We start from the raw sequence: 23,239 nt of genomic DNA on the forward strand, positions 1-23,239 counted from the left end.
GCGATTGGCGCGCTGGCCATCGCCAAACAGCGCGGCGTGGCGCTGCATGTTTACGTGGATGAGACCCGCCCGTTGCTCCAGGGAGGCCGCTTGACCGCCTGGGAAATGGCCGATTTAGACATTCCCTACCAGCTGATCACCGACAGCATGGCGGCCAGCCTGATGGCAGCGGGCAAGGTGGATAAAGTGATGGTGGGGGCGGATCGCATCTGCGCCAACGGCGACTTTGCCAACAAAGTGGGCACTTACATGCTGGCGGTGGCGGCGCACTACCATCAGGTGCCGTTCTATGTGGTCGCTCCTTACACCACGGTCGACCCCGCCTGCGCGACCGGCGCGGCTATTCCCATCGAGCAGCGCGATGGCGCGGAAGTGCGCGGAGCCGCAGGCGCGTTTGGTGAGGTGGTGTGGGCACCGAGCGATGCCCCGGTGTGGAACCCAGCCTTCGACGTGACGCCCGCTAAACTAGTCACCGCCTGGATTCTGGATACCGGCGTGTTCGACGCCGCCGCCATTGCCCAGGGCGAGCATCTGCGGGGGTGGCGCTAACTCTTGGCAGCCATGGAGGCCCGCACGCAGTGCAGTATCGGATAATCCACACGCCCCTCCAGCGCCTCGAACACCACTTTCAGCCCCTGGCCTGGAAACTGCTCAAAAGCAGCGTGAATCTGCGCCAGGGTCGCTGAATCGAGTTTGATCACCTCTTCCAGGGCCAGTTCGCTGCCTTGAATGGCGTCGCTCAAATGGCGGTAGACCGTGTTGGCGGCCAGCCCGCGCTGCTCGGCGACTTGTTCGGGGGTTAGCCCCTGGCGCAGCAGCGCGGCGGATTCCATGGCGCTATTGCCGATGTTGGTGGGCGTTTCGGGTTCATTGGGGTGCGCCAGTATCACCGCCAGAAAGCCTTCACCGTAATCGGCCAGCTTGCGTGCGCCGATGCCCGAGATGGTGCCCAGCGCCTGCAGCGTTTGCGGTTTTTGCGCTACCAGCTCGGCCAGGGTGGCGTCGTTGAAGATCACGTAGGCGGGGACGCCCTGGGCATCGGCAAGCGCTTTGCGATGCTGGCGCAGAGCTTCCCACAGTGCGCCATGGCCCTTGGCCGCAGATGCCCCTTTGGCTCCGCGACGCGCTGGCTTGCTGGGTTTGCGCAGGGTGAGACGTTGCTCGCCGCGCAGTAGGGGCCTGGCGTTGGCGGTGAGCTTGATCGCGCCATGGCCCTCCATGTCCACGCTTAGATAGCCGCTGGCGATCAGCTGACGAAACAGCGCTTTCCACTCGCTGGCGGTGAGCTCCTGGCCGATGCCGAAGGTGCTCAGGCTGTCGTGACCAAAGCGGCTGATACGCTCGTTGCGCTTGCCGAGCAGCACCTCCACCAGATAAGTGACGCCAAAGCGCTGTTCGGTGCGGTAGACACACGACAGCGCCTTCTGCGCGGCCACGGTGGCCTCCCAGGTGTCAGGCGGGGTGAGGCAGTTATCGCAGTTGCCGCAGGGTTCGTCTAGCGAATCGCCAAAGTAGTGGAGCAGCGCCTGACGGCGGCAGCTGATGATCTCGCAGAGCCCCAGCATGGCATCGAGCTTCTGTTGTTCGATGCGCTTCTGCTGGTCGGCGGCACTGGAGTCCTGCTGCATCTGGCGCAGGGTGATCACGTCCTGAAGGCCGTAGGCCATCCAGGCATCGGCGGGCAGCCCGTCGCGTCCGGCGCGGCCGGTCTCCTGGTAGTAGGCTTCGATGCTTTTGGGCAGGTTGAGGTGCGCCACGAAACGCACGTCGGGTTTGTCGATGCCCATGCCGAAGGCAATGGTGGCGACGATCACCACGCCATCTTCACGAAGAAAACGGGTTTGATGCTGCTGGCGCTGCTCGGCGGGTAGCCCGGCATGGTAGGGCAGCGCGGTGAGCCCCTGGCGCGCCAGCCAGGCGGCGGTTTCTTCCACCTTGCGGCGAGAGAGGCAGTAGACGATACCCGCTTCGCCGTCGTGGTGTTCACGGATGAAACTCAGCAGCTGCTCTTTGGCATTGCCCTGGTTTTCCGCGATGTGGTAGCGAATATTGGGGCGGTCGAAACCGTTGTTGTAGAGCGCTGCTTCCTGAAGCTGTAGGTGCTCCATGATGTCGTGCCGGGTAGGCACGTCGGCGGTGGCGGTGAGCGCGATGCGCGGCACGTCGGGAAAGCGCTGATGCAGGTGGGAGAGCTGGCGATACTCGGGGCGGAAATCGTGCCCCCACTGGGAAACGCAGTGGGCCTCGTCGATGGCGAACAGCGCAATGCGCGTCTGTTCCAGCAGCATCTGCATGCGCGCCGTGGCCAGCCGCTCGGGCGCGATGTAAAGCAGGTCCAGCTCGCCTGCGCGCAGGCGGTTCTCCACCTCCATCGCCTCATGCATCTCGAGGCTGGAGTTGAGGTAGGCGGCGCGCACCCCGTTCTGGATCAGCGCGGCCACCTGGTCCTGCATCAGCGCGATGAGCGGCGAGACCACGATGGCGGTGCCGGCGCGCAGCAGCGCCGGCATCTGATAGCACAGCGATTTGCCGCCGCCGGTGGGCATCAGCACCAGCGCGTCTCCGCCGCCCGTCACGTGCTCGATGATGGCCTGCTGGGGGCCACGAAAGCGCTCAAAGCCAAAGACTTCTTGCAGTACCTTGAGGGCTGCCGGGTCGCCGTGCATCGCTGCTCTCCTTGTCGTGTGCGTGAAGGAGAATTGTCGCACGAAAACACGAGTGAGTTGGGTTAGCGAATCCCCGCTCGTAAAAACGACTGCACGAACTGGCGCTGGAACAGCAGAAAAGCCACCAGCAGCGGCGCAATACTCAGCAGCGTGGCAGCGCTGACGGTGGCCCAGTTGACGCCGGTTTCTGGCGCGGAGAACACGCCCAATCCTACCGTCAGCGGGCGGCTCTCCACGGAGTTGGTCACCACCAGTGGCCACAGGAAGTTGTTCCAGTGGTGGCTGATCGACACCAGCCCGTAGGCCAGATAGGTGGGCTTGGCCAGCGGCACGTAGACCTTCCACAGGATTTCCAGCCAGCCACAGCCCTCGATACGGGCGGCGTCCTCCAGCTCTCGGGGGATGGTCTTGAAGGTCTGACGCAGCAGGAAAATGCCGAAGGCGCTGGCCACGTAGGGCAGGCCAATGCCGGTGATGGTATTGATCAGCCCCAGCTCGCTGGCGATACGGTAGTTTTCGACGATCAGCACTTCGGGAAACACGAACAGCTGAATCAGTACCAGCATGAACAGCAGGTTCTTGCCGGGGATCGGAAAGCGGGCAAAGGCAAAGGCGGCCAGCGTGCAGACCACGAACTGGGCCAGTACCACGCCGGTCACCAGCGCGAAGGTGTTCAGGTAGTAACGCGCAAAGGGGGCCTGGACCCAGGCGTTCGTGAAGTTGTCCAGCGTCAAAGGCGCCAGCAGGTCGAAGCGTACCATGTAGGCGGGCGGGTGAATCGCGGCCCACACCGCGTAAAGCAGCGGAAAGATCCAGATCACGGCCAGCAGCCAGGCCGCCAGGGTTTCCAGGCGGGGCAGCGCCAGGGTGCGCCGTGGCGACACCGGAAGAGAGGAGGTGCTCATTGGTAGTGCGTCCTGCGGTCCAGAATCGTGAACTTCAGTGTGGCCACCACCGCCAACACCAGCAGAATGACCACGGTGATGGTGGCCGCCATGGTGCGGTCGAAGAACGAAAAGGCGTTCTCGTAGACGTAATACAGCAGCAGGTTGGTGGCGTTATTGGGCCCGCCCTTGGTCAGAATGAACAGGTGGTCGACCACCCGCACCGCATTGATCAGCGCGTTGATCAGTACGAACAGCGTGGTGGGCATCAGCAGGGGAAACGTCACTCGCCAAAAGAAGCTCCAGCGTCTCGTGCCTTCCAGGTCAGCGGCTTCCTTGAGCTCCGGGGGAATGGCCTGTAGCGCGGCCAGGTAGAAGATCATGAAAAAGCCCGCTTCTTTCCACACCGACATGACGATGACCGACCCCAGCGCCATGCCGGGGTCGCCCAGCCAGTTCACCCCGGCAAACCCCAGGGCGCCGAGCAGCTTGTTGAATAGCCCTATCTGCGGGGCGTAGAAAAACATCCAGATATTGGCGGCGGCGATCATGGGCAGAATGGTGGGCGTGAAATAGGCCATGCGAACCAGCCCGCGCCCAGGTAGGTGGGCATTGACCAGCAGCGCCATGCCCAGTGCCAGCGCCATGGAAGTGGGAACCGTGCCCAGCGCGTACAGCAGGTTGTTGCGGGCGACTTTCCAGAACGTCGGGTCGTCCATCAGCACGCGATAGTTGTCGAGCCCGACGAAGGCGGCGGGCTCGCCGCGAAAGCCGGGCAAAAAAAGGCTGTTGATCACGGTGGTGACCGTGGGCAAGTAGGCAAACGCAGTGAGCAGCAGCGCCGCTGGCAGAAGCAGCAGGGCGCCGTAAAGCTGCATCGTTCGATGGGCGTTCAGGTTCATGGGGCCGCCGTGATGAGAAAAAGCCGGGGCGAACCCCGGCGAGCATGGAAAGGTCCGCCTATCGGCGCTTACCGGGCATAGCGGCGCAGCGCCGCATCGGCCTCACGCTGGGCCTGGCTCAGCGCGTCGGCAGGGCTCATTTGCCCTGTCAGTGCGGCTTGCACGGCGTTATCCAGGGCTCGGCGCACGCGGCCACCCTGGTAGGTAGAGAGTTCGGCAGTGCCGTGTTCGAGCTGGTCCCGAGCCACGGCGGCAGGGGCGAATTCTTCCACGTAATGCTGCAATGCCTCGGTGTCATAGGCGGCGGGGCTGACGCCCATGTAGCCGGTTTCGATGGACCAGGCGGCGGCACGCTCGGGGGCGGTCATCCAGCGGATGAAGGTCATCGCTGCGCGCTGCTCCTCTTCACTGGCATCTTCGAAGATGTAGAAGTTGCCGCCACCGGTGGGGCTGCCGCGCTGGGTCTTCATGGGCAGCATGGCGACGCCAAACTCGAAATTGGCCTCGTTGCGTACCGCGGTCAGGTTACCCGTGGTGTGCCACATCATGGCGGTGGACTGCTCGAGGAAGTTCTGGCGCAGGGTGCCCCACTCGATGGTGCCACTGGGCATGGCTTCATGCTCGGTGGCCAGCGACACCCAGTATTCGAGGGCTTCGATGGCGGCCGGGTCGTCAAAATAGACCTCGGTGCCATCGTCGTTCATCAGACGATGGCCGTTCTGGAAGGCAAAGGCCTGGAACATCCAGTAGGGGTAGCCGGTGGACGGTACCATCACGCCCCACTGTTCACCATTCGAGGCTTCGCGCACGGCGGCGGCCATCTGGGCCATCTCTTCCCAGTTTTCCGGCGGCGTTTCCGGGTCCAGGCCAGCGGCTGCGAAGGCGTCCTTGTTCCAGAACAGCACGATGGTGGAGCGCTGGAAGGGAATACCGTAGGTCTTGCCATCCAACTGACCGTTCTCCATCAGGCCGGGGTAGAAGCTATCCAGCCACGCTTGCTCTTCCTCGGTGTCGATGAGGTCATCAAAGGCCACGATGGCGTTTTGCTCGATCAGCTCGTACAGATCGATGGAGAACAGCACCGAGAGCTGAGGCGCATCCCCTGCTTCCATGGCGGACATGGCGCGCACGCGGGTGTCGTCGTAGTTGCCTGCGTAGATGGCTTCCACGTTGATATCTGGATATTCGCTTTCGAATTCAGCCACTAGGCCATCGATCACGTCGGTCAGTGCGCCCCCCACCGACACCGGGTAGTACATCGTCAAATCGATGGTATCCGCCTGAACCTGAGCGGCGCCCAGTGCGCTGGCAAGCAGGGCGCCGGACATCAAGGGATGAGAAACTCGCATGGCTGACTCCTCAAAGAGTGGGTGATGTCGCAAGGGTTGTGGGGTGGTGAGCAAACTCAGTGCTGAAAAGAGCCCACCGTCGGCGGGCGCGGAATGGTGCGATACGGCGTGAGTTCCAGCGCCGACAGGTCGTCCCGGCGTGTGCCGGAGGGGTCGAACAGGTGGGCCTTGTCTGCCGACCAGAACAGTCGGCAGGGCTGGCCCGTCAGGCTGTGTTTGCCGCCCAGCCGCACACGCAGGGTGTGCTGCCCGACGCTCACATGGGCAATGGTGTCGGCGCCCAGATACTCTTCGCTTTCCACCTGGCCGGGCAGGCCAGCCGCCGAGGCCCCGCGCAGTTCGATATCCTCGGGGCGAATGCCCAACTGGCCGCCTGCCGCGGGCAACGGGGCAACGGGGGTGGTGGGTTCGCCTTCGATCACCGCTCCCTGTGCCCCGGCCACCAGCGGCAGCAGGTTCATGGCCGGGCTGCCGATGAAGCTGGCGGCGAAGGCGCTGGCGGGCTGGTTGTAAAGCTCGTCGGGTGTGCCGTCCTGCACGATATGTCCTTGTTGCATCAAGATCACACGGTCTCCCATGCTCATGGCCTCTACCTGGTCGTGAGTGACGTAAACCACCGTCATATCGAGTCGTGATTGCAGGGCTTTGATCTCCCTGCGCATATCGCTGCGCAGCCGCGCATCCAGGTTGGACAGCGGCTCGTCCATCAAACAGATGGGGTGTTCGGAAATGATGGCGCGCGCCAACGCCACCCGCTGGCGCTGGCCGCCGGAAAGCTGTGCCGGTTTGCGGTGCAGGTAATCCGTCAGGTCCACCAGCTCGGCCACCTGGGCCAGGCGCTGCTGCCGTTCTGCCTTCGCTACCTTGCGGCTGCGCAGGCCAAAGACGATATTGTCGGCCACGCTCAAGTGCGGAAATAGCGCATAGGACTGAAACACCATGCTCAGCCCACGGTCGCCGGGCGGCAGGTGGGTCACGTCCCGTTCGCCGATATGGATGCGGCCACTGCTGGCGTCGTCCAGCCCCGCCAGCATGCGCAGGGTGGTGGATTTTCCACAGCCTGACGGCCCCAGCAGAATGACGAACTGCCCGGGCTGAATATCGAAGGAAATGTCGTTGACTGCCGTGGTCGCGCCCCAGTGCTTGGAGACGCCTGCCAGGCGAATGCGCGATTGGTTCATGGCTCTCATCCGTCATGTGTGGCGACGATCTAGAGTGAGAGCAAGGTGTTGCGTTTGTATGACGCCTGGACGTCAGGTTGATGTCGTGAGGCGCGGATGCCGAATGGCCCGGCGTAAGTCGCCGGGCCAACGCTTACGTCTGGTGGCGCAAAATGGTCGGCGCTGACCACTGCTGACACACGGGCATGACTTCCAGGCGGGTGATGTTGACGTGGGCAGGCAGGGACGCCACATGCAGCGCCTGCGCGGCCACGTCTTCTGGCTGGAGCGGCTGGGTGCCTTCGTAGTAGCGGTCTGCGACGCTCTGGTCGCCCTTCATGCGCACCAGGGTGAACTCGCTGGCCGTCATGCCGGGGGCCAGGTCCGTGACGCGAATGCCCAGCGGGCCCACGTCACAGCGCAGGTTATAGCTGAACTGCTCCACGAAGGCCTTGGTGGCGCCGTAAACATGGCCGCCCGGGTAGGGCGTATTGGCGGCAATGGAGCCCAGGTTGATGATCGTGGCCCCTGGGGTGGAAGCGCTCAGCAGCGGCAGCAGGTGCTTGGTGACGTTGACTAGCCCCTTGATATTGGTGTCGATCATACGATGCCAGTCTTCCAGCGATGCTTGCGGCGCCGGGTCCTTGCCCAGCGCCAGCCCGGCATTGTTGATCAGCGTGTGCACGCGCTGAAAACGCTCGGGCAAGGCCGCCACGACTTCGGCCACCGCCTCGGCGTCACTGACGTCCAAAGCTGCCGTATGGGTAGGCACGCGCTGTTCGAAGGTGGCCTGCAGCTGCGCCAGGCGGTCCTGGCGCCGCCCGGTCAATACCAGTGCCCAACCCGCGTCGGCAAAAAGATGCGCGCATGCCAGCCCGATGCCGGACGTCGCACCGGTGATGAACACGACCTGCTCGGTTTCGTGCATGGAGAATACTCCCATACTGCATGGTGATGGAACCTCTCGGGGGGAAGCGCCATTGGGTAACGAACCCGAGCCCTTGAGTATCCATCTTTAGTCGCAGCCTTTCGCAGTATCCCTGAAAAAGGTGCCATTCTCAGGGTGATTGCAGCCATCGTCATTGACGAAGCCTGCCTTCTCGAACGCCGATTTGAGCCGTTTGGCGGCTTGTTTCAAGATCGAATCAGCACCACACCCAATAACGACAACCGTAGAGAGCCTTCCCATGCGGAAACAACTGCTTGCCACGCTGGCGACCCTGGGCATGCTGACGACAGCCCCGTTCGTTCTGGCTAACCCGATTGAAATCCAAGTCAACAACACCATGAGCGAAGGCGGTTCCGAAAGCGCCGCCGTGGAGCGCTTTGCGGAGTACCTGGAAGAGCAGGCGCCGGGCCGCTTCAACGTTCGCCCTTTCCTGGCGGGCTCGCTAGGAGGCGAGGATGCCATTCTGGAATTGCTCAACTTGGGGCAAACCCAGCTTTCCATTACCGGCGGGAACTGGCGACAGCAGTATGCGCCTGAGTACGACGCCATTACCGTGCCATTCGTGTTTGCCACCTGGGAAGAGGTGGATGCGTACATGGAGAGCCCCTCTGGGCAGGCGTTGATCGAGCAGGCCGAAAACCAGGGCGGGCTCAAGTACTTTGGCACCCAGCATCGTGGTCCGCGCCACATGACCGCCAACAAGGCCATCGAAACCCCTGAAGACCTGCGCGGTTTCCGCATGCGTCTGCCTTCGTTGCCGGTGTGGCTAACGGTGTGGGAAGAGATCGGTGCTCAGGTGGTCAACGTGCCTGCTCCGGAGATCTATCTGGCCATGCAGACGCGCCAGGTAGATGGCCATGAAAACTCGCTCTCTTCGCCATATACCCGGCGCTTATGGGAAGTGCAGGACCACATCATTTTGACCAGCCACGTGCAGTTCCCGTGGAACTGGGTGGCCAGTTCGCGGTGGTGGGACGGCCTGGAAGAAGACGATCAAGCGCTGATCGAAGAGGCCATTCACGTGGCGCGAGCCCATGGCTCCGAGCGTGAGCGCGAGCTGGACGAGTACTACCTCGGCGCGCTGGAAGAGCAGGGCATGACCATCATCGAACCGGATATCGAAGCGTTCAGAACCGCTGCGTTGCCAGCCATCGAGCGGGTCATGGCCGATATGGCCGATGGCGTGAGCGAGGACGCCCTCGGGCATCAGGGCGAATGACGCGCTAGCGACAGCGCGTTGGGTTCAGCCACGGGGGTGCCCGACACCACCGTGGCCGTGGATTGCGAGATCACCTCAGGAAATTATCGATGAATGCTCCCTCGGAAGAGAAAGCGGCACCCGTGCAGGGGCTGGATAGAGCTGCCCAAAGTGTGCTGCGTGTCATTACGAGCCTGTGCGATGTGGTGGGCGTGACCTTGATGGTGGCCATTCTGGTGCTGCTGGTGGCCGCCGTGGTGGCTCGTGACCTGCTGGGGCTGGGAATGCCCTGGACAGAAGAAGTCGCGTCGCTGCTGGCTATTTATGCGATTGGCTTTGGCTCCATTTCGGCGTGGGTGCGTAGTGAGCACCTGGTCGTGGACCTGTTCAGTCACCGGCTCTCCAACGTGGGCAGGCATCTTCAGTACCGCTTGACGGCCATGATCTCCTGCGGATTTTTCGTGCTGGCGGCCTGGGGCGCCTGGATCATGTCCGACATGAGTGCCAACAACAAGACCGTATCGCTGAGTATCAGCTTCAGTTTTCTCTATTACGGCGTATTGCTCAGTTTCTCGGGTATGGCGCTGATCGCCGCGTGGCAGACCCTGCGTGGCCCCGTGGCCTGGTTGGAAGCGCCCCGTGAAGAGGAGCACGCGCAGCCATGATGGAATTGCTCGTATTCGTAGGGGGCTTGCTGGCTCTGATGGCCATTGGGTTGCCCGTGGTGGTGGCCATTGGCGTGACCTCGTTCATTGCCCTGGCGGTAACCGGGGCGGGGGGCCTGCCGGTGGAGCTGCTGCCGCTGCGCATGGTGCAAACCCTCAACAACTTCACGCTGTTGGCCATCCCGCTGTTCATTCTGGCGGCCAACATCATGAACGTGGGCTCCACGACCACCCGTATCTTCGACTTCGCCACGGCGCTGGTGGGATTCACCAAAGGTGGGCTGGGGCATGCCAACGTCGTGGCCAGCTCGATTTTTGCCACCATGTCGGGCACCGCAGTCGCCGATGCCGCCGGGCTTGGCAGCATTGAAATCAAGGCCATGAAGGAGCGCGGCTACGAGCTGGGTTATTCCACTGGCATTACGGCGGCGTCCAGCGTCATTGGCCCCATCCTGCCGCCCAGCATTGCGCTGGTGGTGTATGGCTGGTTGGCCAATGTCAGTATCGGTGGGCTGTTCATGGCGGGGTTGCTGCCGGGCATCCTGATGGCGCTGTTACTGATGGGCATGACGGTGGTGCTGGGCATGACTGGCCGGGTGGTGATGCCCACACCGACCGCGTTCGATGCCTGCGGAGTCGTGCGCACGGGCAAACGGGCCATCCTGCCTCTGATGATGCCCGCCATTATCGTGGGCGGTATTTGGGGAGGCTTTTTCACCCCCACGGAAGCGGGTGCGATTGCCTCGCTGTACGCGGTGATCCTGGGCGGGGTGATCTACCGTGACCTGAACGTGCGGGATTTATTCCAGGCGTTTCGTAGAACCCTGATGTTCAGCGCGGTCATTCTGCTGATCATCGCGGTATCGAGCTTCTACGGCTGGATTCTGGTTCGTATGGGTATCCCCCAGGCGCTGGCAGGCCAGGTTGCCAGCATCGATATGCCCACCATCGTGCTGCTGCTCTGTTTTGCGCTGTTTTTCCTGCTGATCGGCTGCTTCATGTCGGTGATCGAGAGCATCCTGATTTTCACGCCCATCGTCGTACCGGCCGCCCTCAGCGCGGGGTTGGACCCCGTTCACTTCGGTATCGTGATGGTCATCACGCTCTCGGTGGGCGTCATCACGCCGCCCTTCGGCACGGTGCTGTTCCTGATGGTCGGCATTACCCGGTTGAGGTACGGCCAGGTGGTCAAAGCCGTATTGCCGTTCCTGCTGCCCATCCTGGCCACGATCCTGCTGTTGATCGCCGTGCCTGGACTGGCGACCTGGCTGCCGAGCGTGATGGGGTATTGAGCCTGGTCCGCCAATGCTTCGCCCCTTGCGGATAGGGCGCTAAGGGGCGAAGTAAAGCGGTAGATGCCGAGGGGGCAACAGGATGGGTATCAGGCCAGATGCCCATTACCCATCGGCATTGATCTTCTCAACAATCTCCGCCAGCGCGCTTTCCGCCTGGTCATTATCGACCTGGCAGGTGCCCGCATTCAGGTGGCCGCCGCCGCCGTAGCTCAAGCACAGCTCGCCCACATTGGTGTTGCTGGAGCGGTTGAGGATCGACTTGCCAATGGCCAGCACGGTGTTCTGCTGCTTGAGGCCCCACATCACATGGATCGAGATGTTGCACTCGGGGTACATGGCGTAGATCACGAAGCGGTTGGTGGCATAGATGGTCTCTTCGTGGCGCAGGTCCAGGACCACCAGATTGCCGTGTACGCTGGCGCAGCGTTCGATCTGCTGTTTGGCCAGTTGCGCGTGTTCACGGTACAGCGCGGTGCGCTCGTGGACGTCTTCCAGGGCCAGGATTTCGTCGATGGTGTGCTCACGGCAGTAATCGATCAGCTTCATCATCAACTGGTAGTTGGAAATACGGAAGTCGCGGAAGCGTCCCAGCCCCGTGCGCGCGTCCATGATGAAGTTCAGCAGCACCCAGCCTTGCGGGTCGAGAATCTCGTCGCGATCGAACTGTGCCGAATCACCTTTATCGACCGCCTCCATCATGTCGTCCCAGCGGGCAGGGAAGGCCTCGTGGCCACCGTAGTACTCCCACACGACGCGCGCTGCAGAAGGGGCGTCGGCATTGATGATGTGGTTGTCGGCCCGCTCGACGTTACGCACGGTTTCGCTCAGGTGATGATCGAAGGCCAGATGGCAGCCGGGCACATAAGGCAGGTTGGTGGTGATGTCGTTGGCATCGATCTCGATTTTGCCATCCTGCATGTCCTTGGGGTGCACGAAGGTGATCTCATCGATCAGCCCCAGATGCTTGAGCAGTGCGCCGCATACCAACCCATCAAAATCGCTGCGGGTAACCAAACGAAACGTGGATGTTTGTTGCGTAGGCATTTGTAGTCTCTTCACGGTGATCGGTATCTGAACGATACCAGCAGTGATGGTGGGTTAAAATAAACCTTTCCGCTCTTGCAACCCCGGTTACCAACGCTTCGGCGAGGCGTAGCACTGGCTAGTTAAAGTGAGCAGTGTTACAGCGGGGCGTGAGCATCAGGGGCTCATGTGTCAGAGGTAAACAATAAAAAGCTAATTAAATATTATAGAAGAGACGCGTTGGCATGCAGCAATTTTTTATAAGCTACTGAAATTTAGTGATTTAAAAATTTTCTGGCGCAGGCTGGCATGGGGGGTGCAATGTTCTAGGCAAGAACGGCAAGCACGAATGTCAGGACGACACGCCGCTCTTATCGATCGTGAAGATGAAACGTTGTTAGATGCGTAACACGCCGAACTGAACGAAAGAAACGCCATTAGGAGGCACGACCATGAAAAAGGAAGCTCTGAAGAAACTCGGTATTCTGGGTGTATCATTTGGCCTGGTAGCCAGCCCGCTGGCATTCGCAATGGAGGAGCATGAAGAGCACCCCACTGCGCCTCAGGAAGAAACCATGCAGGATGATCAAGGCTCATTCAACTCTTTCGATGCTGATCAAGAGCAAGGTGCCACCAACGACGGTGTGACCACCGAGTACGAAGAGGAAGAGCAAGAATTCACTTATGAAGAGGAAGAAGAAGAGCAGGATCAGTGGGAGACTGAAGAGGAAGACGATTCTGGCTGGTAATCCCACGGTCGCTTAAGGGAGTAACTTCTACTTCGGCTCAAGGATGAGCCACGCAGCGCCCCGCCAATTGCGGGGCGCTGTTGCGTTTGGGCTATCGTGTCATGGGGGCGAAGCGTGGAAGGGAAATGCGCGTGAATGCGCTATGGTAAAAGACGCATTTTCACAAAATCCCTTCGCTATGACCCTGACCCTGACCACAATCACAAGGACGTGCCCAACGTGTTGAATTGGAAAGAGCTTCCCCAGCTGCCTCGCGCCGAAGGGCGTATCGAAGCCATCGACCTCGCACGAGGTATCGCCATCGGGCTGATGATCGTCAGCCATGCGGTGAGTGGTTTGGTCGGCATACGTAACGTACCGGACTGGGGCATGGTCCCCGTTCACTTCATCACCAAGTTTTCATCGTCGCTGTTCATTCTGGTGTTCGGTATTGCCCTGGCGGTGGCCTTTTTGGCCCACACCCAAAGCGAGGATTGGCCCAAAAGGCGCCTCAAGCTCTGGGTGCGCGCCCTGGAAGTGTGGTTCTGGTACAAGGCCCTGACCATCGTCGAGATGCTGCCTTACTACTCTCCCGCCGACATCGTCGATACTCTGCTGTATGGCCGCTTTGCCATCTGGGTCGAAATCCTCGGGTTTTATGCCATTGCCCTGTTATGGGTGCCGCTGGTGCTTCCTCTGTGGGCACGAACGCCTCTGTGGGCGCGACTCGGAGCCATTGTGGGGCTGACCGCGCTCTCGGCCTGGCTTCAAGGGCTGAGCTTCGGCGGAAACGATATTCTCAAGGCGCTGCTGGTGGATCATGAAGACCACTACACCTGGGGCCAACTGAGCCGGGCACCGCTGGTGCTGGCGGGGTTGCTGATGGGTGAGGCCCTGCTGCGCTGCTACTTCGATGTGGCGCTGCGCCGCCGTTTGGTCGGCGTATTGGTCGTGGTAGGGGTGCTGATGGTGGCCGGTTTCTACGGCTTGGCCATCAGCGCTGGAGATGTCGATGCCGCCATGCTGGCGATTGCCAACAATGCGGGCAAGCACCCGCCAGGGCTGCAGTTCATGCTGTTCAGTGTGGGAGGAGCGCTGGTGCTACTGGGCCTGGCATTGGCAGGTGGCGCCCTGGCGGCCAAGGTGCTGCTGCCCCTGACCGTGGTGGGCAGCGATGCCCTCAAGGCCTTCATATTTCACATCGTGATGATTTTTCTGGTGCTGCGCTTTTTGCTGGGGGCTGAAAATGTCCTCTCTTATCCACAGGTACTCGGCGTGGGCGGGCTGTTGATTCTGGGGGCCGCCTTGTGGATAGGGCTGACCCGCTGGGTGGCTCGACATAAATAGCCTGTACGAGAATAGGCAGTGCAACGGTAAGCCGTAGATGGGGAGGCAAGGTTTGAGACGTTTCAAACGCTGGTGGTTGCGTATGGTGCTGGGCGTGCTGCTGCCGATTGGGCCGGTCGTTCTGGCAGAGACTCACGGGCAGGCCCATGGTTATGAGACGAACTGGTACTACGAAGTCGACAAGCAGAGCCCTTGGCAGGGCCGCCTGGATGCCCGGATCGCGGCCATCGAAGAGGCATTCGGTGGCGAGCTGGGCGTCTACGTGCAACAGCTGACGAGCGGCGAAGCGTACTCATGGCGTGCCGATGACCCCTGGTATCTTGCGTCGTTGGTGAAAGTCCCGGTGGCCGCGGAAGTATTGGCGCAGCGCCAGGCGGGCACGCTGTCGCTGGATGAGCGGATCACGCTCTCGCGCAGCGACTTCGTGGATGGCGCCGGGTCGGTCAACTGGCACGACCCTGGCACGCCCATTTCCATCCGCTATCTGCTGGAACAGATGGTGACGGTCAGCGATAACACGGCCACGGACATGCTGATCAACCGCGTGGGGCTTGCCAACGTCAACGCCCGTGCTCGGGCCATGGTCGCGGCCAGCGGCGGGCACCCCGAGCAATTGGGGCCCATCAGCCTGCTGGTGGGTGTGCGCCAGGGCGTGTACGGCCAGCTGCACCCGCAGGCCCGCCAGCTGGGCGGGCTCGATTTCATGTCGCTTCGCCAGCATGGGCTTGGCCAGCGGCCTGCGGCGCTGGCCCGGACGCTCGGGGTATCGTCCAGCAGTTTCGCGCAGCCAGACTACGACAGCGCCTTCGATGCCTACGAAGCCAGTGGTGAAAACGTCGGTACGCTGCGTGCCTATGGCGACCTGCTGGCCAGCCTGCATCACGGAGGCATGGACGACCTCGACCGCGAGCAGCGGCAAACCCTGCTGGAGGTCATGCAGCGCACCCGCTCTGGCACACAGCGGCTCAAGCGTGGCATGGGCCGCGAGGTGACGTTTGCTCACAAGACCGGCACCCAGCACCGTCGCAGCTGCGATGCGGGCATTGCTACCCGCGATGGTGCACCTGCGCAGCACTGGGTCATCGTCGCCTGTAGCCGTGGCCCGCTGGCGCTGAGTGCCCACGAGCAGGCGTTGACCCGCGTAGGTGAAGCATTACACGACAGCGGCGTGATAAACTGACCCGCCGTTTTGGGTTGAACCGTTATCAGGTTGAATATTAAGGAGTTGACCATGGCCCGCGCTAGCGCACGTCATATTCTGGTAAGCAGTGAAGAGCAGTGCAACGCACTGAAACAAGAGATTGAAAACGGCCGTGACTTTGCCGACGTGGCCAAGCAGCACTCCAGCTGCCCCTCTGGCCGTCAGGGCGGCGACCTGGGCAGCTTTGGCCCCGGCCAGATGGTGCCGGAATTCGACAAGGTGGTGTTCAGCGGTGAGTTAAACACCGTGCACGGCCCGGTACAGACCCAGTTTGGCTACCACCTGCTCGAAATCACCAGCCGCAGCTAAGGGCGCCCAGCGCCCGTAAAGCACCGCGGCGTTCCCGCCGCGGTGTGAGGAGCACGCTTTGAACGACCCCATCATTGCCATCGAAGGCCTGAACAAAACCTACGCAGGGGGCTTTCAAGCGCTTAGCCGTGTCGACCTGACCATTGCACGCGGTGAAATCTTTGCCCTGTTAGGCCCCAACGGCGCCGGCAAGACCACCTTGATCAGCGTGGTATGCGGGCTGGTGAATCCCAGTGAAGGCCGTGTGTTGGTGGATGGCTTCGATAACGTTCGCCACTATCGGCAAGCCCGCGAGCGTATCGGCCTGGTGCCCCAGGAACTCACCAACGAAGCCTTCGAAACCGTCTGGAACACCGTCAGCTTTAGCCGAGGCCTGTTCGGCAAGGCACCGAACCCGGCGCATATCGAAAAGGTGCTCAAGTCACTCGCCCTCTGGGACAAGCGCCATAATCGGCTGATGACCCTCTCGGGGGGCATGAAGCGCCGCGTGCTGATTGCCAAAGCGCTGTCTCACGAACCGCGTATTCTTTTTCTGGATGAGCCCACCGCAGGCGTCGATGTCGAGCTGCGGCGCGACATGTGGCAAGTGGTACGCGGGCTGCGCGATGACGGCGTCACGATCATCCTCACCACCCACTACATCGAAGAAGCCGAAGAGATGGCCGACCGCATCGGGGTCATCAACCGTGGTCAGATCGTGCTGGTGGAAGAGAAAGCCGCGCTGATGAAAAAGCTCGGCAGCAAGCAGCTGACCCTGCACTTGCACACTCCCTTGCAAGCGCTGCCGGAAGCACTGGCCCATGAAGCACTGAGCCTGGCGGCCGACGGGCACGAGCTGGTGTACACCTACGATGGTCGCCAGGAAGAGCATCAGGCCGAGGGGCGCAGCATTTCGTCACTGCTGGCGCAGCTGGAAAAAGAGGGCATTACCTACAAGGACCTGCACACTCGGCAGAGCTCTCTGGAAGACATCTTCGTGGATCTGGTCAAGGAGCGCGCATGAACCTCTACCCTGTTCGGGCCATCTACATGGCAGAAATGGCGCGTACTCGGCGAACCCTGCTTCAGAGCATCGTTTCGCCGGTCATCTCCACATCGCTCTACTTCGTGGTCTTCGGGGCCGCGATTGGTTCGCGCATCAGCGAAATCGGTGGGGTGAGCTATGGCGCCTTCATCGTGCCTGGCCTGATCATGCTGATGCTGCTCACCCAGAGCGTCTCCAACGCCTCCTTCGGCATCTTCTTTCCCAAATTCTCCGGCAGTATCTACGAGATATTGTCGGCCCCGGTGTCGTATCTGGAAATCGTCATCGGCTACGTGGGGGCGGCGGCCTCCAAGTCGATTCTGCTGGGCTTGATCATCCTGGCCACCTCGGGCTTGTTCGTGCCGCTGGAGATTGCCCATCCCTTCTGGATGCTCACCTTCCTGGTGCTCACCGCCGTCACGTTCAGCCTGCTGGGGTTCATCATCGGTATCTGGGCCGACGGGTTCGATAAACTGCAGCTGGTGCCGCTGCTGGTGATTACGCCGCTGACGTTTCTGGGCGGCAGTTTCTACTCCATCGATATGCTGCCTCCGTTCTGGCAAACCGTGACCCTGGCCAACCCCGTGGTTTACCTGGTGAGCGGATTTCGCTGGAGCTTTTATGGCATCAGTGATGTCAGTGTGGGCGCCAGTATTGCGATGATCCTGTTCTTTTTAGCCGTCAGCCTGGCCACCATTGCCTGGATTTTCCGCACCGGATACCGGCTGAAGCCCTGACGTTTCACGTTTTTCTGCAAAGGTAACGCCTGCTTATGCCGCTACTGCAAAGTGCCGTGCACCGCCTGGAGCCCTCGTTGGATGGCGAGCGCCTGACCGTGACGCCGCCCCCGGCACCCGCCGAGGCCGACAACCCCGTCATGGCCAGCCTGGTCAACACCCTCAACGATACCTACAACACCAAGGCCAAGGGGTGGGGGCGGTTTGCCGAGCAGGGGGAGCAGGCCGGGCCGCTGGTAGCCTGGCTGAGTGCCTATCTTGCCGCTGACCCTTCGGGCACCGAACAAGGTTTTGCCGAACTGGCCAACGCCCTGGCCGAGCGCCTTGCGCAAACGCTGCAGGAGCAGCTGTCGGTCAGTGGTTATCTGGTGACGGCGCACCTTCGTCAGGGAGATACGGATACCCTGTTCTTCGGACTGATCCATCAGCGGGAAGGGATCGGCTTCAATGAGGCCCATCAGGCCGTGCCAGCCGCCCAGTTGAACGCCAGCCAGCTGACGCTGGCGGCCAGGGTGAACCTCACCCAGTGGCAACGGGCGGATGCCACGACGCACTACGTCTCGTTCCTCAAGGACCGTGGTGCCAAAAAGCTATCCGATGGGCTGGTGGCGCTGCTGGGCATGGAAGAGGGCATCGATGCCCCGGCAGAAACCCGCACCCTGCTCAAGGCCTTCAGCGACTACGTCGAACAAGAGGACCTGGACGACGACGCCAGCCGTGAAAAAACCGACACCCTGGTGGATTACGCCAACGAGCAGCTGCGCCGTGGCGAACCCATGACGCTGGAAGTGCTTTCCGAGCTGGTGGACGAGAAGCAGCCACAGGCGTTTTACGACCATATCCGCAACGCCGATTACGGCCTCTCTCCGGAGATTCCGCCGGACAAGCGCACCATCAACCAGTTCCGCCGGTTTACCGGCCGAGCGGGTGGGGTGTCGATCAGCTTCGATTCGCACCTGCTGGGTTCCAGCATCGAGTACGATGCCGCACAGGACCGTCTTATCATCAAGCAGGTGCCCAAACAGCTCAAAGAGCAGTTGGCCAAACGCAAGGAGTAATTGCCGTGCTGGACGCGATTCAAAGCTTCTTTCAGCGGACGCTGTCGGCCCCGGAGCAGCGCGACGACCAGGCCCTGACCCTGGAACTCGCCTGTGCTGCGCTATTGTGCGAAGTGATGCGGGCCGACTATGAACAGAGCGAGGCCGAGCGCGCCGCCATGCAGCGCATGCTAATGACGCGCTATCGTCTCGATGAGCAGGCAGTGGCCGAACTGATGCGCCTGGCCGAGGCAGAAGTGGACGACGCCGTGGACCACTACCAGTTCGTCAGCCTGATCAAACAGCACTACGGCTATGAACAGCGCCTGGAAGTAGTGGCCATGATGTGGCAGGTGGCCTGGGCCGATGGCGCGCTGGACCCGCTGGAAGAGCACCGCATTCGCCGCCTGGCCGACCTCCTGCACGTCAGTCACAGTGATTTCATTCGCAGCAAATTGGGCAACTCTCCAACGTAGCCGGTTACGGTTCGGCGGCCTCGCCTTCCTCCAGCAGGCCCGCCACCAGCGCATTCAACTGCTGCTGAAACTGGCCACCGGGGGAGGGCCGCCGAGAGCAGATGGCTCGTACCCGTAGAGTAGAGCATGCGCCCGCTGGGGGTGTCGACGAACGGGCGGCTAAGCGCATCGTTGACCCGTGGGTCGGCATTGCTGGGCAGGCTGTTCACGAAATTACGCAAACATCAAAAAAGGCTGCTACGCTAGAAGGGCCTGTTAAGGGAGAAGCAACCCTTTGATTTTCATGAAACGCTAAAGCAAGGAGTGCCGTTATGCGTAGCATTATCTATATCGTGGGTCTGGTTGTCGTGGTGTTGTTCATCCTTTCGCTGCTGGGCTTACGTTAAGCAGCCTGGGGCCACCATCCCCGTTAGCACGCCAAGCGCCCGCTTCCCCCAGCGGGCGTTTTTTTTAAGTTCATCGCATTTTGGCGTGGCAGCGAAGCAACTCCCAGTAAAGTGCCATGAACATCAGCGCGTCATGGATTCATTGGGCGACTGCCAGGGCAAGCACCGGTGCCGCCATCATCGCGGGCTAAAGCCACCTCCCACAACAGCAAAGTGGCGGGAGTGAGGCCAGTGGATTCAGGATAGCCTGAGTAGTCACCTAAACCTGCCTGTGGGAGGCCAATTCATTGGGCGACTGCCCGAGCAAGCACCGGTGCCGCCCTCATCGCGGGCTAAAGCCCCCTCCCACAACAGCAAAGTGGCTGGGGTGGGGCCTGTGAATTCAGGATAGCCTGAGTAGTCACCTAAACCTGCCTGTGGGAGGCCAATTCATTGGGCGACTGCCTGAGCAGGCACCGGTGCCGCCATCATCGCGGGCTAAAGCCCCCTCCCACCTTCAAGTTGGCTCAAGCCGTTTGTTGGCCCAAGCGCGTCATTCGCTTGGCTTCAAGCGCAGTCGGCGGCGCCTTGGCCAAACATATCGAACATCAGCTCGCGGCCCATGCCCGTCAACACCCAACGGCCATAGCTGTTGTAGGTGGCGGCACCGCTCTCTTCCAGCACCTGCTGGCACAGGGCCCAGCCAGTTTGCTGCTGGCGCAGCGTGTTCAGCTCATGACGAGACAAGCCCCGTTGCGACAAGGTGATGGTTTCAAGGACATGGCCGCTTTCATAAAGCAGCTCGGCAGCACGGGAAAGGCAGTGGCGCAGGCTGCGTTGCAGATGAAAGGCAGCGCTGGAGGCCTGAGGTAACGCTTCTGCGGGCATGGATGACTCCTGCAATCGCACGGAAAAGGGGATGTGCTGCGGTGCATTATAAATGAGCAGGGGCGTTAGACCAAGGTCTATGTTGAGCCATGAGGGGCGCGCAGGGTGGTTGCCACATGTCTGCAACGTAAAGCCCGTAGATTTCACTTGTGAGCCGCTGAAATTCGCCTTTGCCAGCACAATGCGCTCAGCAAGAAAATAATGAAAATTTGGATGAACCCTAAAGACTGAGGTTAAATGGCCGAAGGTTATTAGTAATACAGCACACTGTTAAACGATTCATTGGCGTCGGAGCACATAGCGAGGCGTATAAACTAAAGGACATTAGCGTATGGCTTCCATTTCATCATTGGGTATCGGTTCAGGGCTTGATCTCAACGGCTTGCTAGACCAACTGCAAGAAGCCGAGCGGGGCAAGCTGGAGCCCATCGAGCGGCAACTGGAAACCCAGCAGACCAAAATTTCCGCCTACGGCCAGCTGCAAAGCGCCATGTCTCAGTTTCAAACGGCGGCGGCGGCGCTCAACGACAGCGCCCTGTTCGAAAGCCTGTCAACCAACGTTGGTGGCAGCGCCATTACGGCCGCCGCCGACGGCGAAGCCCAGCCCGGTGCTTATAACGTTACCGTTGACCGGCTCGCGACCGCAGGCACGCTGGCCACCACCTCCGTGCCGGATGCCACGGTAGCCCTGACCGAAGAAGATACCTCCCTGACCCTGACCTTCGCCGACCAGGATGATGTCAACGTTGCCATCAGCGCCAATAGCACGCTGGAAGACGTGCGCGATGCCATCAATGCCCAGCAAGACAGCGGCGTCTCCGCGTCGATTATTTACGACGGTGAAGCGTACCGCTTGGCGTTAAGTTCTACCCAAACAGGGGAGGCAGCTTCCATTGAAGGCGTGACCTTTGGCACCGCCTTTGGCAGTGAATTGGCGACCGATGTGGTGCAAGCTGGTCAAAATGCCCTGCTCAATGTCAACGGCGTTGACATCACCAGCCCCACCAATCAGGTAGAAGGCGCTATTCAAGGGGTTACGCTCAACCTGCAAGAAGAAGGCACCAGCACCGTGGCCGTAGAACAGGACACCCGCGCCGTGCGCGAAGCAATCACCAGCTTCGTAGACGCCTACAACGACCTGAAAGGCACCATTGGCGAACTTACCAGTTTCAACCCTGAAAGCGGCGTGGCTGGCGAGTTGAACGGCGACAGTGCCGTGCGCACAGTCGAATCGCGCTTACGCAGCGTGTTAAGCGGTGGCATGGAAGGCGAGTTCTCCATGCTGAGCGATATCGGCGTTACCCTTCAGCGCGATGGCACTTTGGCCGTCGATAGCGATAAGTTAGATGATGCCATTGTCAACAACCAGGAGGCGCTTTCCACCTTCTTTGCAGGCGATGCCAGCGACGCGGGCATGGCCGGTCAAATCAACCAGACGCTAACGCAGCTGTTGGGCACCAATGGCGCGGTCTCGGGGGCCATCAGCGGGGCTGAAAACCGCGTAGAATCCCTGGGCGAACGCTATGTGCGCATGGAACAGTCAATCGAGCAAACCATTGCTCGTTACCGCACCCAGTTTGGCCAATTGGATGGCATGATCGCCCAAATGAACCAGACCAGCGACTACCTGACCCAGCAGTTCGATGCGCTGGACGCCCAACTGGGCCGCCGCTAAGCGCTCACCTGCCTTACCCCACGCCTGCTGGAAACAGCAGGCGTTTTTGTGACTGGCATATTCTATGACGGGCAAGTAAAGCTCAAAAAACACTTACCCTATTCAAGTTTTCCGCTGATGCGCCGATAATGACTTTACATTTGATCGCTCTGTTTATTTCCCTTCAGGAGCGACGACACAAGCGCGTTCATTGCGCATGGGTTTAGCCTTTTGCACCGAGGAACGACGGTATGGCGACAATAACCTCTCTAGGCGTTGGCTCTGGCCTGGATCTCACCGGCTTGCTGGACCAGCTACAAGACGCGGAACGCGGCAAGCTTGCACCCATTACCCGCCAAAAAGAGCAACAACAGGCCAAAATTTCGGCCTTCGGCCAGCTGCAAACGTCGCTGAACGGTTTTCAGGATGCGCTGGCCAAAATCAACGACCCCAAGCTCTACCAAAGTCTTTCCGCCAACGTGCGGGGCGATGCCATTAAAGCCACCACCACCGCCAGCGCGTTGCCCGGCAGCTACCGGGTAGAGGTATCGCAGTTGGCCACTTCTGGCACCCTGGCATCCAACCGTATCACGGGTGAAAAAAACGCCGCGCTAGACCTGCAAGGGGCCACGGCCATACGGCTCAATTTTGGCGGCGCGGATTCGGTCGATATTGCCATTGCCCCCAATAGCAGCCTGGAAGCCATTCGTAACGCCATTAACGCCCACAAGGATGCCGGTGTTAACGCCACCATCATCAACGATGGGGAAGGCTACCGCCTAGCGCTCAGCTCCAAGGCCACGGGTGCAGATGCTTCGATTGAAGGCTTCAGCTTTGTAGATACCAGCCAGGACCCTGCGGCAACGGTAGCAGGGCCCTTTAGTGAAGATGCCGCCACCAAGCGTTCTGGCGAAAATGCCGCGCTAACCGTCAATGGCATTGCCATCAGCAGTGCCAAGAACCAGATTGAAGGAGCCATTCAAGGGGTTACGCTCAACCTGGCAGAGTTGAGTATTGCCGAAGGCGAAACGGCCACCAGTACCATTACCATCGAGCGCGACACCCTCAAGCAGCGCGAAGCCATCAACGACTTCGTGAAAGCGTTCAACGACCTGAAAGGCACCATTGCCAAGCTCACCAGCTTTACCGGCGACAGCGAAACCGCAGGCGAGCTGGTCGGCGACAGCACCGTGCGCACCATTGAAAGCCGCTTACGCAGCGTGTTGACCGGTGGTGTGGAAGGTGGCGAGCTGGGCACCCTGAACCAGCTAGGCATTACCCTGCAGCGCGACGGTAAGCTAGCAGTGGATGACGACAAGCTGTCTGATCTGGTAGCCAATAACCCCCAGGCGCTAAGTGACTTCTTCGCGGGCGATAAAAAA

General features: G+C 60.8%; 23 protein-coding genes. 14 read left to right on the plus strand and 9 right to left on the minus strand.

Annotated elements, in window-relative coordinates; genetic code table 11:
- On the plus strand, positions 1 to 549 hold a 549-nt coding region (locus tag B7L72_RS12710), incomplete at its 5' end, for an S-methyl-5-thioribose-1-phosphate isomerase (protein WP_139788514.1).
- Here the strand turns inward: B7L72_RS12710 and recQ are convergent.
- From recQ to B7L72_RS12740, 6 genes are all read right to left on the minus strand, one after another.
- Positions 546 to 2,666 (minus strand): DNA helicase RecQ, encoded by a 2,121-nt coding sequence (gene recQ / locus B7L72_RS12715; RefSeq protein ID WP_081194771.1) that lies wholly within the window; start codon positions 2,664 to 2,666, stop codon positions 546 to 548. The two genes, B7L72_RS12710 and recQ, sit on opposite strands and share 4 nt — an antisense overlap.
- Positions 2,667 to 2,728: 62 nt before the next feature.
- Positions 2,729 to 3,571, minus strand: coding sequence for a carbohydrate ABC transporter permease (locus B7L72_RS12720; protein WP_081194773.1), 843 nt, complete (start codon positions 3,569 to 3,571; stop codon positions 2,729 to 2,731).
- Entirely contained in the window at positions 3,568 to 4,452 is an 885-nt protein-coding gene (locus tag B7L72_RS12725) for a carbohydrate ABC transporter permease (RefSeq protein WP_081194775.1), read from the minus strand. Before B7L72_RS12725 ends, B7L72_RS12720 begins: the two co-directional genes overlap by 4 nt.
- A gap of 68 nt (positions 4,453 to 4,520) precedes the next feature.
- A complete protein-coding gene (locus B7L72_RS12730) occupies positions 4,521 to 5,801 on the minus strand; it encodes an ABC transporter substrate-binding protein (RefSeq protein WP_081194777.1) in 1,281 nt (426 codons plus the stop codon).
- 56 nt (positions 5,802 to 5,857) lie between these two features.
- Positions 5,858 to 6,982 (minus strand): ABC transporter ATP-binding protein, encoded by a 1,125-nt coding sequence (locus B7L72_RS12735; protein ID WP_081194779.1) that lies wholly within the window; start codon positions 6,980 to 6,982, stop codon positions 5,858 to 5,860.
- Between the two features lie 133 nt (positions 6,983 to 7,115).
- Positions 7,116 to 7,889, minus strand: a complete 774-nt coding sequence (locus tag B7L72_RS12740; RefSeq protein ID WP_081138665.1) for an SDR family NAD(P)-dependent oxidoreductase — start codon at positions 7,887 to 7,889, stop codon at positions 7,116 to 7,118.
- 259 nt (positions 7,890 to 8,148) lie between these two features.
- Here B7L72_RS12740 and B7L72_RS12745 point away from each other — a divergent pair, with 259 nt between their 5' ends.
- The 3 genes from B7L72_RS12745 to B7L72_RS12755 all read left to right on the plus strand — a co-directional run bounded on the left by B7L72_RS12745 (position 8,149) and on the right by B7L72_RS12755 (position 11,065).
- A complete protein-coding gene (locus B7L72_RS12745; protein ID WP_081194781.1) occupies positions 8,149 to 9,129 on the plus strand; it encodes a TRAP transporter substrate-binding protein in 981 nt (326 codons plus the stop codon).
- An 89-nt stretch (positions 9,130 to 9,218) separates the two neighbouring features.
- Positions 9,219 to 9,773 (plus strand): TRAP transporter small permease, encoded by a 555-nt coding sequence (locus B7L72_RS12750; RefSeq protein ID WP_081194783.1) that lies wholly within the window; start codon positions 9,219 to 9,221, stop codon positions 9,771 to 9,773.
- Positions 9,770 to 11,065: a TRAP transporter large permease gene (locus tag B7L72_RS12755; RefSeq protein ID WP_081194785.1), complete on the plus strand. Its 1,296-nt coding sequence runs from the start codon at positions 9,770 to 9,772 to the stop codon at positions 11,063 to 11,065. Before B7L72_RS12750 ends, B7L72_RS12755 begins: the two co-directional genes overlap by 4 nt.
- A gap of 105 nt (positions 11,066 to 11,170) precedes the next feature.
- Here the strand turns inward: B7L72_RS12755 and B7L72_RS12760 are convergent, their stop codons facing one another.
- Positions 11,171 to 12,112: an exopolyphosphatase gene (locus B7L72_RS12760; RefSeq protein WP_016915102.1), complete on the minus strand. Its 942-nt coding sequence runs from the start codon at positions 12,110 to 12,112 to the stop codon at positions 11,171 to 11,173.
- Between the two features lie 431 nt (positions 12,113 to 12,543).
- On the opposite strand from B7L72_RS12760, the gene B7L72_RS12765 reads away from it, so the two are divergent.
- The 8 genes from B7L72_RS12765 (at position 12,544) to B7L72_RS12800 (ending at position 18,950) form a co-directional block, all read left to right on the plus strand.
- Complete coding sequence (locus B7L72_RS12765) at positions 12,544 to 12,840, plus strand: hypothetical protein (RefSeq protein ID WP_039175189.1); 297 nt, start codon at positions 12,544 to 12,546, stop codon at positions 12,838 to 12,840.
- A 219-nt stretch (positions 12,841 to 13,059) separates the two neighbouring features.
- Complete coding sequence (locus B7L72_RS12770) at positions 13,060 to 14,166, plus strand: heparan-alpha-glucosaminide N-acetyltransferase domain-containing protein (protein ID WP_081194845.1); 1,107 nt, start codon at positions 13,060 to 13,062, stop codon at positions 14,164 to 14,166.
- Positions 14,167 to 14,248: 82 nt separating this feature from the next.
- On the plus strand, positions 14,249 to 15,346 hold the full coding sequence (locus tag B7L72_RS12775) for a serine hydrolase (protein ID WP_081194787.1): 1,098 nt from the start codon (positions 14,249 to 14,251) through the stop codon (positions 15,344 to 15,346).
- Positions 15,347 to 15,397: 51 nt separating this feature from the next.
- The gene (locus tag B7L72_RS12780) at positions 15,398 to 15,676 is read left to right on the plus strand and encodes a peptidylprolyl isomerase (RefSeq protein ID WP_039175191.1); all 279 of its coding nucleotides are present in this window, start codon (positions 15,398 to 15,400) and stop codon (positions 15,674 to 15,676) included.
- Positions 15,677 to 15,734: 58 nt separating this feature from the next.
- Complete coding sequence (locus tag B7L72_RS12785) at positions 15,735 to 16,679, plus strand: ABC transporter ATP-binding protein (protein ID WP_081194789.1); 945 nt, start codon at positions 15,735 to 15,737, stop codon at positions 16,677 to 16,679.
- Complete coding sequence (locus tag B7L72_RS12790; RefSeq protein ID WP_081194791.1) at positions 16,676 to 17,437, plus strand: ABC transporter permease; 762 nt, start codon at positions 16,676 to 16,678, stop codon at positions 17,435 to 17,437. Before B7L72_RS12785 ends, B7L72_RS12790 begins: the two co-directional genes overlap by 4 nt.
- A gap of 35 nt (positions 17,438 to 17,472) precedes the next feature.
- The gene (locus B7L72_RS12795; RefSeq protein WP_081194793.1) at positions 17,473 to 18,495 is read left to right on the plus strand and encodes a nucleoid-associated protein; all 1,023 of its coding nucleotides are present in this window, start codon (positions 17,473 to 17,475) and stop codon (positions 18,493 to 18,495) included.
- Positions 18,496 to 18,500: 5 nt separating this feature from the next.
- Positions 18,501 to 18,950, plus strand: coding sequence for a tellurite resistance TerB family protein (locus B7L72_RS12800; RefSeq protein WP_081194795.1), 450 nt, complete (start codon positions 18,501 to 18,503; stop codon positions 18,948 to 18,950).
- A gap of 4 nt (positions 18,951 to 18,954) precedes the next feature.
- Here the strand turns inward: B7L72_RS12800 and B7L72_RS18590 are convergent, their stop codons facing one another.
- Both B7L72_RS18590 and B7L72_RS12810 read right to left on the minus strand, forming a co-directional pair.
- Positions 18,955 to 19,119: a hypothetical protein gene (locus B7L72_RS18590; RefSeq protein ID WP_176212883.1), complete on the minus strand. Its 165-nt coding sequence runs from the start codon at positions 19,117 to 19,119 to the stop codon at positions 18,955 to 18,957.
- A 763-nt stretch (positions 19,120 to 19,882) separates the two neighbouring features.
- A complete protein-coding gene (locus B7L72_RS12810; protein ID WP_081194799.1) occupies positions 19,883 to 20,203 on the minus strand; it encodes a hypothetical protein in 321 nt (106 codons plus the stop codon).
- 331 nt (positions 20,204 to 20,534) lie between these two features.
- Here B7L72_RS12810 and fliD (B7L72_RS12815) point away from each other — a divergent pair, with 331 nt between their 5' ends.
- Complete coding sequence (gene fliD, locus B7L72_RS12815) at positions 20,535 to 21,878, plus strand: flagellar filament capping protein FliD (protein WP_081194804.1); 1,344 nt, start codon at positions 20,535 to 20,537, stop codon at positions 21,876 to 21,878.
- Positions 21,879 to 22,108: 230 nt separating this feature from the next.
- On the plus strand, positions 22,109 to 23,239 hold a 1,131-nt coding region (fliD, locus tag B7L72_RS12820), incomplete at its 3' end, for a flagellar filament capping protein FliD (RefSeq protein ID WP_081194805.1).

The organism is Halomonas sp. BC1, assembly GCF_002078135.1.
GTDB classification, from domain to species: Bacteria; Pseudomonadota; Gammaproteobacteria; order Pseudomonadales; family Halomonadaceae; genus Vreelandella; species Vreelandella stevensii.